Here is a 14,999-nt window from a genome sequence, read left to right on the forward strand (position 1 = left end):
TGAATTACGCAACAAAGCCTATTAAATACGTGAATCAAGGGCTGCACGATACTCAACTCAGCCTAAGAACATGCCATTGATTTCAAATCTAGCGTGTTCATAAACAATCTTGGGTCGGTAATATTGCACAACATAGCTGGTGTTGGTAAACAGTCGTCATCAACGTAGTCGACATAGTCTGCCGCCGAATCAAAGATCAAAATATCTAAAGCCAAACGATCCAAACCATATCGGCCTCGGTGGATCATATCCGCTGAAAACACCAATAAATCGCCTGCGGCCAACGGTATCTGTTTGCCTCCGGAGATAGCATCGCTGCTCACTTTGCCATTTTCTTCCTGGCGAACATTGTACTCTTCTTCGTTGTCCCAGCGCTTGTGTGTACCAGGGATAAGCTCCATACCGGGTTCATCAAAAAGGGGCACTCGCAGATGCAATACTTGGGTTTCCATGATGACTCTCATTTGGTCATCAATATCGTAGTCGTATTGACAGTCACGATGCCAGAAGTCTTTTTGTTGTGGGTTTACCGGGTTGAAGAACAGCTGTGTATTCATGAATGCCGGTTTGTTCGGAATCACTGCATCGACAACTTCCATCACTTTTTTTGAGCTGATGAAGTTGAAAAGCACACTTCGATCCTCGGTTGGCAAATACTCACTTCCCGTAATCAAAGACGAGTTAAATGCTTCTTCTTGATAGAAGTCTTCGTTGTCTGCTTTCCAAGATTCGTGGAATTTCAGCACGACTTTTCTTAGCGATGCAATTTGAGCTTCATCGACATAATTTCTGAGAACAAAGTAACCGTGTTTTTCGTAACGGTCACTTAATTGTTGGCTGTTTTCTACCACTGACTACCTTCGTTTATTTATTGTCGTGCAATCACCACAGATTTCTTGGGCGCATAATGCCAGACACGAGTGATTCAACCAAGTAACGAGTGCAGAAGCCTGTAGATTCAGTGATGCTATAACGCCATGTGTGGGCGAGTTTTACATGCTTATCTATGTCATGGACTCATGCGATACAGATGTCCCCATATGTGACACATCCCTTATTTTATAAAGCGCAATGATTCATATGGTGAATAAATTTATAATTTCGATAATTATTGACCATATTGTGATTTGAATGGCTTAGGGAAGAGAGTAAATCATGGATGGTTTTTCGCTAGATATGAGAACACTGAATTTTATTATTATTTTGTTCTCTTTCATTTACTGTATCGGCTTATTGCTGTTCCAATTTACCCAACAGCCCATTAAAGGGCTTTCAATCTTTTCTATTTCAATCTTTGTTATTGGAACTGGGCCGTTGATGTTGAGCCTAAGAGGGGAGTTACCGGATTGGATTACTGTTATTGGTGCCAATACGGTCATTGCGCTTGGTTTTCATCTCGCTTTGTACAGTTTATGCCTGTTCCGAGAGTATTCCTTGAAATGCACCTACTTCAGCAGTTTGATGATATTGGCTCTTCTGCTAGGTTTTATTCACTTCACCTACTACGAACCTTCCATCAAGGCTCGAATTATCCTCATTAGTTTATATTTGGCCTTTGTGACTCTTTGCACTGCCTTTGCTGTATTAAAGGGTCAACGCGATGACTTGCAGTTAGCTACTCGGATGATGGCCTTGTCATTTTTGGTATATGGTGGGTTTATGGCTTTCCGAGTATTGGTGACGTTATTTTCCTCTGAGTTACATGATTTCATGACGGCCGCGCTCATTCATCAACTTGCCTTTTTAGTGAGTATTGTTCTTATCGTGTCGATGAGCTTCACAATGCTCTGGTTGATAAATGCAAGATTGCTTAGGTCTATTCATGAGTTGTCCTACAGCGATCCTTTAACGACACTTGGAAACCGCAGAGCATTAGATGAAATGGTTCCAGTTATCATGAAGAAGGCAGGTACTACGCCTTTCAGTGCCATTATGATGGATATTGATAATTTTAAGTCGATTAATGACCAACACGGGCACATTGTGGGTGATCTCGTCATCAAGTCTTCTGCTGAGTTGGTTCAAAGTGTGATAAAAACATCGCCAACAGCCAGTGCGTTTCGTTTTGGCGGAGACGAAATAATGATTTTATTGCCCAATGTTAACTTCTCACAAGCACAGACTATTGCTTGTAAGCTTCGATTATCTATTTCAGAGCTCTCAGCTGTGCAAGGAAACGAGATGTTCCTGACGTCGAGTTTCGGTGTTGCTCAGCTTCACCCACATGAGAATTGGGATGAGTTTATTAGCCGAGCCGACAAAGCTTTGTATCAAGCGAAAACAAACGGTCGCAATATGACTTCAATTTGTCCTAGTCATATTAACGATCTCGTCACTGCCTGATGATGACAGGTCTTTATGCGTTAGTTTGCCCCGCCACTATTTTGATACAGCCATTATATTGTTGGCTGTGGCGCAGAGTCTGCTTTTTGGCTTTGCGTTAACTTCTGTGAGGCAGTGGCTTCAGTTTCTTCTGCTGACGTAAAATGTTTATCTGTTAGCGTCACGGTCATTCCTTCATGCTTCACTGTTGTGCTTGACGCCTCTAGTTGTGCTTGGTTGGTCGCAGCAGGCTCTGCGAATGCCATTAGTGAGGTTGTAAATACGATTGTTGCTAGTGCGATTTGAGCGAATGTTTTCATTTGGCTGTATCCTATTGGGTAATGACTAATAGCTGATATATGCACTATAAAAATTATGTGGGGGTAGTTCTTATCATTTTACGCCATCGTAGTATTTGTGCGGTGGATGAACGTTTAGGTTGGATATAATTTACAAGTTCTCTTTGACCGAATGCCAAGTATGGCGATGTTCAACTCACTGCCACATCACCAATACCGCTGCGATAGAGAGTAAGACGAGTGCGAGAATATCTTTGCGGGCGATGCTTTGCCCCAACCAGAAGTAGGATATCAACACCATAAAGACTACCTCAACTTGCCCCAGCGTTTTCACATAAGGCACGGCTTGAAGTGACATTGCGCTAAACCAACCAAGAGAACCAATCACACTGGCTAAGCTTGTCATGACAACCAATCTCGACTTCTTGAATATCTGGCGCAACGTGTCTCGTTCCATGAAGAAAAGATACGTACAGATAATGCATGTCTGAAGAGTAATTACTAGAAACAGAACCCAAGCGGCGCTATGAGGGAAGGGTAACCCAATGATCAAGCTTGCTTCCCGCACCCAAAGAGACGTCAAAGCAAAGGCGGTGCTACAAGCCATACCTAATAAGAACACTTTCGGGGACAAGCTTCGCCAGCCAGAAGCGCTACTCATTATTAGTACGCCTAAAGTACCAATAAGCACACCGACCCAACCTGTCACCGTTAAAGCGGTACCAAAAAACAACACGGATAGCACCGCAGAAACGGGAGCTTCACACTTAGCTAAGCCTGCGCCGATCGCATAGTTTTCGAGCTTAAATAGCATCACCATTAAGCCAGTAGCGAGGATCTGCATAACGGCTGCTGCAATAATGTAGAAAACAAACTCTCCCGAAAAAACAGGAGTGGATACAGGTTGCCATTGGTAGAGGGCGTAGAGGTAAATGAGGGCGATTGGCCCCGCCCAAATAAAGCGCGCCAACGTCACACCAGCCACGCTCATGGTGCCACTTAATTTGCTTTGAAAGGCATTGCGCCAAGATTGGCTAAAGGCAGCAAGAAGAGTAAAGGCTATCCAACTAAAAGACATGACGTGTCCATATGTTATCTAATTCATTGATTATATTAACAAACAAAACCAAATAAGAAGCGACTTGTTCTTTTAATAAGCAATAGTCAGCTGAAGTGAATATTCAGTTTTGAAGCCAGTTCGAAGGGAGCACGCTGTAAATCTTAGCGGATCCATTTTGCTCGTTACACGACATTAATAGGTTGTTTAGAAAATCGCCTGTTTTCTGTTCTTAAAATAGAACAGGGCACTGATCGAAACGAACAGTAAGGTGAAGTAATAGAAAAACGAAGATAGTGAAGCCAAAAAGGCAAGGTTCTGCTCTACCTCTTGCTCAGTGTAACCCTGAGACACCAACTTATAGTAATACGCATACAAAATACCGATCAGGCCGTATCCAAGGTTAAACATCAGGCCTTTAAAGCTTAAAACGGTGGCTCTGTTGTGCGATTCGGTCTTTTTGTTCAGATGGTAGCTGATGAAAATGTTCATCGTCATGATGATAAAGATTAACACCAGTGCTGGAATGACTCCGTAAATCGACCAACCTAAACTGATCCAGTAATAGGTCGCCATGCTTGCTAGTCCCATAACCACAATAAAGGTTTTAGGCTCGATGCTCTCCGCTAATCTTCGGCTTTGCCCCGCCAATATTATCTTAAGCAAGCTTATACCCGCGCCAATAAAGCCGAAATAGATAATAGGAATATCGATGGCCAGATAGTATTGGCTGTTCATGGTTAGGAACATCCGCGAGGTGTGTTCGAATAGGCTGTAGTAGAGCAAGATGAACAGCACGTATGGTGTAGCAAATACCCACTTACCCGCATTGATCGTCAATTTAAGGCTTGCAATGGTGGTCGCCAATTTGGTTTGGCCGCTTGGCATCACCTTTTTCTCTTCGCGCATATTAATCGCGGCATAGATGGCGATCATCGCAACAAATAAGGTGGCGAACACAGGAATACGCATGAGATCTTTAGTGCTTTCTGGCTCGGATAATCCGAGAAAATGAAAGACGTTCGTCATAAAGTTCACATCGTACATCGCCGCACCGATCAGTGTGACAAAGATACCTACGGTTGAAGCGACACGAAGCTGAATTTGCAGAACTCGCGGCCACAACTCTTCGTTGCCTTGCTCTTTTAACGTGTCGTAAGCCAGTGCTTCGTCGGCGCCGCTGGCCAGAGCCATCGCTAAGCCACTGAGAATCCGGTTAATCAGAAAGACAATGAATACCAAGTTGGGGGTTCCGGTGGGCACTAAGGCGATCATCGCGATCTCAACAAACATCACGATCGAAGACAGTACCACCAATTTCTTACGGCCTAAGGTATCAGCGAACGCGCCCGACGGCACTTCAGCAAGCACGATGGTGGCAGCCCAAACCACATTAAGCATCGCGAATTGAGAGAGAGTTAGCCCGTAATCTAAATAGAGTAGGGTGAATATAGGGTAGTAAAAACGCGCAAAGTAGCTGCTTCGAAACATTAAGAAGTAGCGGACGTTGAGGATTTTCAGGATTTCTTTGAGCGTCATGATAATTCAGTACTTTTAATAACACATTATTATGTATATACCGTTTAGCCTTTTAAATCATCGGATTGTTGCCAAATACCTGAAATATCTGTTTTAGATAATTTACGGGCTCTATATTCCTAAACGGTTACCGGTTTACCCTTCTTCAAATCACGCACCCTGTCCATTTACTTTGTTGTATTCGTTTCAATTTGTTCAACGGGTTTTGATCCAAGTTCTTTAACGTCAGTCTCGTTTAATATCGTATTGTATGATTTAATTGAGTGGTGGTAACGATATGCCACAATTCCAAACGTAATTGAGCGAGCGAACAGATGTTAGAGTCATTTAGTTTAGGCGATAGTGACTGGTTGTAATACTGGCCTTGGACAAGGTATTGCAATGGGTTTAGCTGAAGCTGGTTGTAAGGTTGTTGGTGTTAACCGTAGCGAGCCTGAAGAGACCGTTGAGATAATGAGTGCTGCGGGTCATGCGTTTTTAGACGTACGTGCCGACCTTCTAAAGCAAGAGTGTATTCCTGGCATTATAGAGAGAACTTTGGCTGAGTTTGGTCAAGTCGACATCCTGGTCAACAATGCTGGCATCATCCGCCGTGAAGACGCGATTGAGTTTTCAGAGCAAAATTGGGATGACGTAATGAACGTCAATACGAAGACCGTTTTCTTTATGTCTCAGGCGGTTGCGAAGCAATTCAAGGCTCAAGACACTGGCGGCAAGATCATTAATATCGCATCAATGCTTTCATTCCAAGGTGGTATTCGCGTGCCTTCTTATACGGCCTCAAAGAGTGCTGTGATGGGAATAACACGTGCGATGGCGAACGAATGGGCGCGCGACAACATCAATGTCAATGCGATTGCCCCTGGCTATATGGAAACGAATAACACTCAAGCACTACGTGACGATGTTGAGCGCAATCAAGCGATTCTTGAGCGTATTCCTGCCGAACGTTGGGGTACACCACAGGATATCGCAGGCCCTTGTGTGTTCTTAGCATCATCAGCATCGGATTACATCAACGGTTACACCATTGCTGTCGATGGGGGGTGGTTAGCACGTTAACTGCTCTTGTAACAAACACGGTTAAGAATTTTAAATTTGCAGCAATCTTGCAGGAGAACATAAATGAAAATCGCATTAATGATGGAAAACAGTCAAGCCGGCAAAAATGCCATGGTCTCAGCTGAGTTAGAGTCGGTGGCTGGTGGTCTTGGTCATGATGTTTTCAACTTAGGCATGACTGACGAGAACGATCACCACTTAACTTATATTCATCTCGGTATCATGGCGAGCATTCTGATCAATTCAAAGGCGGTGGATTTTGTTGTGACGGGTTGTGGTACAGGCCAAGGTGCTTTGATGTCACTGAATCTGCATCCGGGTGTCGTTTGTGGATACTGCCTAGAGCCATCAGATGCTTTCTTGTTTAACCAAATCAACAACGGCAATGCTATCGCCCTCGCTTTTGCTAAAGGCTTTGGCTGGGCTGGTGAGCTGAATATCCGTTATATATTCGAAAAGGCTTTCACCGGTGAGCGTGGCCAAGGTTACCCTCTGGAGAGAGCAGAGCCACAGCAGCGCAATGCAGCTATTTTGAATGAAGTGAAAGCGGCGGTGGTAAAAGATAACTTTATTGACTCGTTAAGAGCAATCGACCAAGAGCTTGTAAAAACAGCGGTTGGTAGCGAGCGCTTCCAACAATGCTTCTTTGACCATTGTCAAAACCCAGACATTGCAGATTACGTACGTTCACTTTTAGATTAATTTTATCAAGGCCTTACTTGGCTGTTAGATTTAAATAGAACATAAAAGAGGAGCACTAAGGCTCCTCTTTTGTTTTGCTCTGTGAGCCTGAAAGTTTTTAAAGGTGTGGATAAGTCATCCGCGATTTGCTTTAGATGATCAGTTCACACGCTTAAAGTTAGGCAGCAAGGTTTCAGGCTGCTGCTCTACAAATGCTTTACTTGGTGAGTAAGCACGGAAGTAGACAAACCAGTTTTCGTCTTCTCGGGTTTGCACCCAGTTAGCTTCGTTCACACCTGCTGGTTTAGTTGGCGAGAAATGGAAGGTGTAATTGCCTTTTGCATCTCTAACTGTCCCTTCGATGTTTGAACCCACATCAGCACGCTCAATGTCGTTGTCGATGATAGCGCGGTTTTCAACGTTGTAGACAGTGATGGTCCAGAACAAATCGGCGAAGTTTACATCTCCATCCAGTGTCAGAGTGTAGTGATTGCTGCCATTAAGCCCTTTTCCATTGTCATCACGGTAGTTGTCTAAGTAGATCTGACCCCAACCACCATTCTCAAAACCGTGCATTGCAATGTCGTTAGTCACTGCTTCATAAAACCAAGCCGCACGTCCATCAAGGTCCATACCATAGTGACGTTCTTGGTTTGGTGTTGAAGCCGTTGCGATCTCCCACGAATTCCCTTCTTTACCATAAGCCGCGTGTGGCAGGCGTTCGGTTTTGTTGAAGTCGATGTTTTTGACCATGGCTTCACCCATGACGACAGCTTGTTCTAAGATGTCACGCTGCTGAGCTGATGGGGTAAATGCTTTGCCTTTTTCAATACCTAGTGGGCGTAGCATGTCGTGCATCATACGATCGCGTTCGGCTACTGGCTCAGCTTGTATTGCTTCATTCAGTGTTTCCCAAAATGCCATGCCACGCGGGTGTTTGGCGTCTTCGCCACGCTCAGGGAAGTTCACACCGTTATTGCTAAGTAGTTTGCCACTCAGGTCTGTGATTTTTAGCGCTTCTAAATCTTTCATACGCTGTTGTTCTGACTTCGCCATTAAGCGAACACCGAAGAAAACATTGTTCGTGTCAGACTCAAATACCTTAGCGCCCTTTGGAAGGTTACGCGGCGTTTCAGAACCTTTTGCTTTTACAACGTAGACACCCGGCTCTGTCATTTGAGAAATGCCAATTTGCCACATGGTGTGCACTGCACCACGTAATTCGTCTGTCGGAATCTCAATCACTACGGGCTCTTTCTCTACGTTAAACCAGGTAATCGCATACGGCGTAGAGGTGTTGTAAGTTAAACCACCCAGTTTAGATTCATGAGACTCTACGTAGGTGATTTGGCCATCTTCTGCGCCCATGTTGGCATACGCTTGTTTCCATGCGTAATTCGAAACTAAAGGTACTGACCAAATGTACGCTTGCGACGCTCGTTGATAATCCATCAATTCAAACAGCTTCTCTGAGCTTGCTTGTGTTGGAATGCCATGAAGAAAGTCGGTTTCGAAAGTAAAGTCACCTGCACGTGTTTGAATAGTTTCTGTCGTGTCATTGTTCCCAGCTATCGCCGTTGCAGAAAACAAGGCTGTTATAGAAACTAGCATCGCTGTCGATCGTAGTGGGCAAGTGAACGTACCGATAAGGGCTTTAGATATTAGGTTCATATGTGTCCTCAAAAACTCAAAATTATCGCTAAAACTGAAGTAGCTCGTTGAAATTGATAAAGCTCGTTAAAGCTGAAACAGTTCGCCAAACAGAAATCATTGGTTCAAACTGAAAGAGCTCATCCAAGCAGAGAATGGCGGCTTAAAACTGATAGTTAAATTCGATGCGGTGATCACCGTCTTCGATACTTGTATTTTCTGTCCAGTTTGCGAAATAACGAACGTTGGCTCTTGGATTGATTTGATAGCTCGCTGCAAATTCATGTGCGAGTACAGAATCACTGCCCTCAAAGCCATGATCTTTGAATGTTGAAGACCCTGACATTGTGCCTAAATACATAGGGTTATAGTTCAGCCAAATCTTGTCTGTGAGCTGCATTTTGGCGTACATACCTGCCACGTAGAAAGTACCGTGCATGTTATATCGGTCACTAAGCTGGTCTGCATCGAGATCGCCTCCCGTGCCTTTAACCAATTCTTCGCCCGCAGCGATACCGACACCCGCGAGTGGGTAGAAGTTAAACATGCCCATTTGTGGCAATGCTTGAATAAAGCTGTAAGACGCACTGCCTTGGTTGCTATCGAAATCCCAAGACATATCAACTTGAGTGCCTCGGCCATTGGTTAAGTCTACGCCGAAGTTTCTGAAACGAATCGAATCGATACTGTCATCTGCGCCTCGGTTGTTCCAACCAATGGCTTCACCAGCAATGCCTTTGATTTCCAAGACATTCATACCCATGGTTGTATCACTACCAGTGTCGTAGGTTTGCCCGATTTTCAGATTTAAGCCTTTGTCTGTGTAACCGAAGCCACCTTGTGTATAGACGGCTAACGGATCTGACATATCTTGAATTTCGGTTTCTTCCGCAAAGGCGGCACTTGCCAGAAGTAAAGGAGTTAGAGAAAGAATTGAACGTTGTAATAACATTGATGCCTCATAAGTTTATCTCACTACATCCGTGTGTTGCGTGAAGGTGGGATAACTATACAAAGTGGAAATCGTTAAGTTAATTCATATAAACTTAATCATTCGTTAAGCAATGGTTTATGGTTTTGGTATGAAACTGAACAATGTTGATTTGAACTTACTGAAAGTGTTTGTGGTGGTATATCAAGAAAAAAGCTTGCGAAAAGCAGCCGAAAAGCTGTTTGTTTCGACGCCGGCGGTAAGCCAAAGCATTAAAAAGCTTAAGGAATCGTTAAGTGAGGAGTTGTTTGTCTTGTCCAATAAGCAGTTTCTCCCGACGCCTTATTCTGAGGATCTGTATCGACGTGTTTTTCCACTACTGGACGGTTTAGTTGCGGCGATAGAAGAAGGTAAGCAGTTTACTCCTGCCGAATTAAGCGAAGACTTTAAGATAGAGGCGAACCCTCATATTTTGCCTTGGTTAACACCGGCTCTTTTTCATCAGCTCGTAATGGAAAGTCCACTTTCAAGGTTGATAAGCCATACGAGTTCTCAAAATTCGTTGGAAAGACTTAAGAACGACGAGGTTGATTTTGTTATCCACTTCGAAGCCGAGAGTCTGCCTGCCGAGATCATTGCCGTGCCTCTCGTGACCTTAAAGTTTGTATTGGCGGTAAGAGCCGATCATCCTTTCAAGGCGTCCATCGCAACGATTGATGATTTGTTGTCGTTCCCATTTGCTCATGTTGACCTTGCTTATTTTGACCAAAACAAACATTCACGGTTGGAAGAGGAAGTTTTGAGCCAAGGTAAGACCATTAACATGGCGCTGCGAACGACTTCTATTATTGCGCTAATTGAAACGATCAAGCACTCCAATACTATTGCCCCCTGTATGCCTCCGGTGATTGAACAACATAAAGGTGTATTGCGTTCAATTGTGATTGAAGGACTGGAAGAGGGGACCGAGGAGATGGAGGTGTTCGCCTATCTTCATAAGAAAAACCAGCACTCAGCTAAGTACAAATGGTTACTGGATTTGATCGAAACTGCGATGACAGAAGCCAAGCATCAGTAAACTTTAGCTGTGTTTTTTTTCATTCAATGAGCCTGAAAAAAATGCCCTCAAGATATCTCTTGAGGGCATTTTTGATTCGTTGTTAGCTATTCATTTTCTGTTTCTTTAGAAGCATCCGACGCCCAGCCTTTCTCAAGCCAGTTGTCGAGCACATGTTGCAGTGCGTTCAACGAGGTTGGCTTTTCTAAGCGACCATCCATCAACTTGCTGATCATATCTAACTCGTGTTGTCCTGATTCGCCAGACAAAGCAATGATTGGCGTTTGAGGAGAGCGTGCCTTGATGATTTGGCTTGCGTCAAAGCCATTCATTATCGGCATTTGTACATCCATTAAGATTAAATCGACCTTATGTGATTTGAATAGCTCGATAGCATTTGCCCCATTTTTGGCCTGCAAGCTATTGACGCCCAGTCGGCTTAAGTACATCTGAACCAGCGTGCGTTGTACTTCTTTATCATCGACGATAAGCACGGTTGGAGCTAAATGGCTTTCTGGGGCTTGCGCACTTGTGGGGCCTGAACTGTGTGTTTTCGCTTGGTTGTTTGGTTTAGCTTCTGTATTCGCTTTGTTTTCAGTTGCGGTTTGACTGTGTTTCCAATCATTGAAGTAAGGCGTACGAAGTGCATCTGCTTTGGGTGCATTCGGAACCACAGGGAAATACAGGTGGAACTCAGTAAACTCGCCAAGTTTAGAGTGGCACTCTACTCGGCCGCCAAATGAACGCATCACTCGTTGGCAATAGCCAAGCCCTAGGCCACTACCACCGCTTTTTTGATAGGAGAAAAAGTCATCAAAGATCTTATGCGTAATGGCTTCGTCGATGCCTGGACCGGTATCTCGGAATATAAGAGCGTTCTCATAGGGGCCTGTATTGGTGCTGATCTCAATTTGGCTCTCTGGGTAAGAATCAAAGTAGTAGATTGCGTTGCGTATCAGGTTGAAAATGACGAAATTGAATAAGGTTTCATTCAGCTTTGCGACAAAATCCTCTTGTTGCGGCAAACGAATGCGCTCAATGATCTTCTCATTCTCAAAGCCATAGTGACTTACGGCTTGATCCACGGCTTTGTGGATAGAGGTCATGGTCACTGGACCGTGTTCTGGCGTACTGTCACTGACTTCGCGCAGGATGATATCAATCAGTTGGCGCCCACGTTGAATTGCCGCTTGGCCATTCTCGATATCTTGTAGAATTTTCTTAACTGGGGCTTGGTTATCAATGTGCTGCTTTAACACCTCAAAATGCAACTGTACTTGAGCCAACGGGTTACGCATTTCATGAGCGATAGAGTTAGCTAGGGCGCGGCTTTGGCGGACGCGTCTATCGGCTTCGATGGTGCTTTGAACTCGAGTTAACAAGGTTTGCAGAGCAGAGATCTCTTCGTTAGAGAACATCTTGTCGTTGCTCTTATGTGACGATACTAACAAGTGTGTGACCGATTTCCCCTGGCCAAACAAAGGCATCACCAAGGCGGTATCGTTCGAACTCATCTTGTCATATAAAGCTTTGATAGAGCGCTTGGCTGGCGCGGTATAATCGAGCTCCTGAGACAGTTCATCGAATACTAAAACGGACTTGTTGGTAGACAGGTAGTCTTCATAGAAGGTTTCGTTGTAGTTGCTGTTCACCAGGCGCAATTTGTCTTCTGGAATCTGCAATAAGCTACCTAATCGGCGCATTGCATCATCAATCGACAGCTTGAAATCGTCTTCTAGCGAGAGGATCTGCTGTACTGGCGTTTTCTTGTTTCCGTAGACAAAGAAGGAGGCGTAGTGGCTTACTCGCTTGTAAAGAACATGCCAAGTGATCCCGATAATCGCACAGATTGGAATAGCAACCAGCCACTGGCTATCGTCTGTCAGCGGGATAAATATCGCACCAAAAGGAATCACCAAAATAGCGCAGACTAACAGCGCGTTTAGGCTCATGTATGCAAGGTATTTCCCGCTGTAGAAACGCGAGGTTAGCAGCGCATAGCCAACGAATAACATCTCACTGATCGACAAGGCTGGTGGTAACCAAGTAAGTGAAAAATCACGCAAGAAGTAAGTCATACCAAGGTGGATTGTCGCAGTCGACAACATGAACACCAAGATACCTGCGATCATATAGTTGGTTTTGGCTAAGGTAAGCTTACTGCTATTGGCACGCATGGCCACAAGGTTAAACAGTGTTAGGACGACAAAGCTAACCATTCCGATAAAGAAGTACGGTGTTTGAGGGCCAAACTCAATCACGAACTGGTTTGGCCCAGCAATGGTGACGTGTTCGACGGTTAACCCCGGGCTTAAATTGATAAAGAAAGAGTAGACGGTCAAAGTAACGAAAATGGCTTGTTGCCACGCATGAACTTTACCATTCCGTTGTTCGGCTGCGAGCTTGCACGAGAAGTAATAGGCAAACGCAAACGCAAAGAAAGAGGCTAGGTTGGCAAACTTTGCCGCGAACACAGCGGCGGAGGCTCCAAGCTCTGGTAATAAGTCGGTATGGAAATAAGCGTTGCTGCTGATCCACGCAACAATACAGATCGAATAGGCGATGTAAGGGGCATGATGTGTCCCCGCGATCGCTTCGTTCTTTTGTTTCAGGCGATAGCAGTAATAGAACAACCACATAACAACCACAGCCACGGTTCCAAGCAGCGTGATTGCTTTTGCATAGATGAGGGCCTCTAGACCGAAATCAAACATGTTCATCCTTTCTTAGCGAGCTTGGTTTTTCTGCCGAGCATGATTTTTCTGGTGAACCTAGTTTCCTGCTCTCTCGCACTGCACGTTTGTAGCTGCGAAAATCTACATGATTGAATGCTTTTACCATCATCTCGAAATTCCAGAACCCGCGATAAATTGTTGTGCCATCATCATTTAACTCACAATACCCTGCGTGGAAGTACGCATTAGCATCAATGGTTTGATAAAACTGAAGCATGAAAGGTTGCTCGATAATAGTGAAGCCGATCTTGTAGCCTATTTGGTGTAATACACTCATCAGCTCTTTTTGAGCAAGGTAGAGGAAATAGAGCTTTTGTTGGGTGTTACCACTGACTGTCAGACGCAGCACTTCACACAGGGCATTTTGGTCGGATAATTGTAACTGGAATTGTTGGTCAAATTCTGGGAGAGAGTAGCATTTTGATAGTGTCGGCGGTGTGAAAAGTTGTAACCCTGCGAGTTCATCGTAGCCGTAATTGGGTAAACAGTATTGCCATTGCTCATTGCTGAATGGTGGTGCGTAACTGAGCCAAGTATCATTCTTAGACCAGTCTTGAATTAGAGCTGAAGAAACCAGTGTCGGAAAGGCTTCATCAACTGGATGTTTGAGTAGAATAAAGTGCTTACCTGCCTGTGAAAGGTGCAATAAAGGCAACATCTCAAACCATTTCTCACCTTTGATGAACACCTCAAGATTACTCAAAGTAATGGCATCGCTGATTGGCATTTCTTGAGGATGACTCGGTGTTTTTACCAAAAGTGGTTCATGTTCGATCTGTTCAATGATCGCACCGTAGTAAGCGCTGTCATTGATTGGTAGGTCGACATGAGGAAGGGGCCCAGAGCCTAAGGGTGATTTCGCTTTGATCGCAGAAATTTCGCATTCGCACCAGAAATCTAGCCAATGCATATAGCATTGCCCTACGGCTTCCTCAAGATACATGATCTCTGCTGATAGCGTACTTGGATAGCGTTGAATTAGATCGCGATAGTCCATTAATTCAAACAGCAGCGAATAGCTTTTGTTTTGATGCTCCGGGAAAAGCAATTCTAATTGGCTTCTACGATACTCAGTCACATTTTGGAAAAGCTCTGTGCGTTCTTGTGTCTGATAAGTGCTGACGACGAGCTCTATAAGTGCTCGCTGTTTTAATTCGATAGACAGACTGCTAGCCAACAGTGAGCCTAAAGACGACATTAATTTCATGTTTAACCTAGCCTAGGTTTATATAATTATTTTTATTCGATCTGCACTGTCTACAGGACACAAAACTTTTAGTGTTTTTTAGAATAATGTTACTTGAAGCAAGTTAGCCGTAACTTTATTTGTGCCTATTTTGTGAGGGATAAGTTGCATAATCTGGCTGGATTCTACTACTTGCACGGTCCCTTAACAACATAGGCCTGTCGTATCTTGATTAAATTACGTAAGAATAAAATACATTACTATCAACACCTTGTGTTATCTGTTCCCATTCCCTCCCTTAAGTGGAGTTAAGTCGAGCATAAACTTTTGAATTTATAAAATAACGTAAAATATCTATTTTTTGAACCAATCTCATAAATCATATGCACATGAATTCACCTTGTTGGTTGTAAGGAATATAACGGCGACCCCAAATATATAATTAACTAATGAGTGTTGTATGTAGTGGCATAGTGAATT

The 14,999-nt window shown here is 44.0% G+C and carries 11 protein-coding genes and 1 pseudogene; 4 read left to right on the plus strand and 8 right to left on the minus strand.

Annotation, left to right across the window (positions count from 1 at the left end; translation table 11 throughout):
* Positions 1–62: 62 nt before the first annotated feature.
* Positions 63–851 carry a phytanoyl-CoA dioxygenase family protein gene (locus tag BCT34_RS22695; RefSeq protein ID WP_076652848.1) on the minus strand — a complete coding sequence of 263 codons (789 nt, stop codon included), beginning with the start codon at positions 849–851 and terminating at the stop codon, positions 63–65.
* 304 nt (positions 852–1,155) lie between these two features.
* Between BCT34_RS22695 and BCT34_RS22700 the strand changes: the two genes are divergently transcribed.
* Entirely contained in the window at positions 1,156–2,343 is a 1,188-nt protein-coding gene (locus tag BCT34_RS22700; RefSeq protein ID WP_076652850.1) for a GGDEF domain-containing protein, read from the plus strand.
* 53 nt (positions 2,344–2,396) lie between these two features.
* Here BCT34_RS22700 and BCT34_RS22705 read toward each other — a convergent pair whose 3' ends face one another.
* From BCT34_RS22705 to BCT34_RS22715, 3 genes are all read right to left on the minus strand, one after another.
* Positions 2,397–2,642 carry a hypothetical protein gene (locus BCT34_RS22705; RefSeq protein ID WP_076652853.1) on the minus strand — a complete coding sequence of 82 codons (246 nt, stop codon included), beginning with the start codon at positions 2,640–2,642 and terminating at the stop codon, positions 2,397–2,399.
* Positions 2,643–2,817: 175 nt separating this feature from the next.
* Positions 2,818–3,699: a DMT family transporter gene (locus BCT34_RS22710; protein WP_076652855.1), complete on the minus strand. Its 882-nt coding sequence runs from the start codon at positions 3,697–3,699 to the stop codon at positions 2,818–2,820.
* Positions 3,700–3,885: 186 nt separating this feature from the next.
* Entirely contained in the window at positions 3,886–5,217 is a 1,332-nt protein-coding gene (locus BCT34_RS22715; RefSeq protein WP_076652859.1) for an MFS transporter, read from the minus strand.
* 314 nt (positions 5,218–5,531) lie between these two features.
* Here BCT34_RS22715 and kduD point away from each other — a divergent pair.
* Both kduD and BCT34_RS22725 read left to right on the plus strand, forming a co-directional pair.
* Positions 5,532–6,279, plus strand: a pseudogene (gene kduD, locus BCT34_RS22720) (2-dehydro-3-deoxy-D-gluconate 5-dehydrogenase KduD).
* A gap of 63 nt (positions 6,280–6,342) precedes the next feature.
* The gene (locus BCT34_RS22725; RefSeq protein ID WP_076652863.1) at positions 6,343–6,981 is read left to right on the plus strand and encodes an RpiB/LacA/LacB family sugar-phosphate isomerase; all 639 of its coding nucleotides are present in this window, start codon (positions 6,343–6,345) and stop codon (positions 6,979–6,981) included.
* A 138-nt stretch (positions 6,982–7,119) separates the two neighbouring features.
* Here BCT34_RS22725 and BCT34_RS22730 read toward each other — a convergent pair whose 3' ends face one another.
* Both BCT34_RS22730 and BCT34_RS22735 read right to left on the minus strand, forming a co-directional pair.
* Complete coding sequence (locus BCT34_RS22730) at positions 7,120–8,631, minus strand: DUF1214 domain-containing protein (protein ID WP_076652865.1); 1,512 nt, start codon at positions 8,629–8,631, stop codon at positions 7,120–7,122.
* Between the two features lie 142 nt (positions 8,632–8,773).
* The gene (locus tag BCT34_RS22735) at positions 8,774–9,562 is read right to left on the minus strand and encodes a hypothetical protein (RefSeq protein ID WP_076652868.1); all 789 of its coding nucleotides are present in this window, start codon (positions 9,560–9,562) and stop codon (positions 8,774–8,776) included.
* A 130-nt stretch (positions 9,563–9,692) separates the two neighbouring features.
* Between BCT34_RS22735 and BCT34_RS22740 the strand changes: the two genes are divergently transcribed.
* On the plus strand, positions 9,693–10,619 hold the full coding sequence (locus BCT34_RS22740) for a LysR family transcriptional regulator (protein ID WP_076652871.1): 927 nt from the start codon (positions 9,693–9,695) through the stop codon (positions 10,617–10,619).
* A gap of 86 nt (positions 10,620–10,705) precedes the next feature.
* Here BCT34_RS22740 and BCT34_RS22745 read toward each other — a convergent pair whose 3' ends face one another.
* Together BCT34_RS22745 and BCT34_RS22750 are read right to left on the minus strand one after the other, a co-directional pair.
* Complete coding sequence (locus BCT34_RS22745; protein ID WP_076652873.1) at positions 10,706–13,312, minus strand: hybrid sensor histidine kinase/response regulator; 2,607 nt, start codon at positions 13,310–13,312, stop codon at positions 10,706–10,708.
* Positions 13,305–14,540 carry an acyl-homoserine-lactone synthase gene (locus BCT34_RS22750; RefSeq protein ID WP_076652875.1) on the minus strand — a complete coding sequence of 412 codons (1,236 nt, stop codon included), beginning with the start codon at positions 14,538–14,540 and terminating at the stop codon, positions 13,305–13,307. The genes BCT34_RS22745 and BCT34_RS22750 overlap by 8 nt, the downstream gene beginning before the upstream one ends.
* Positions 14,541–14,999: the final 459 nt, after the last annotated feature.

Source organism: Vibrio sp. 10N.261.45.E2, assembly GCF_002875705.1.
In the GTDB taxonomy this organism is placed as follows: Bacteria; Pseudomonadota; Gammaproteobacteria; order Enterobacterales; family Vibrionaceae; genus Vibrio.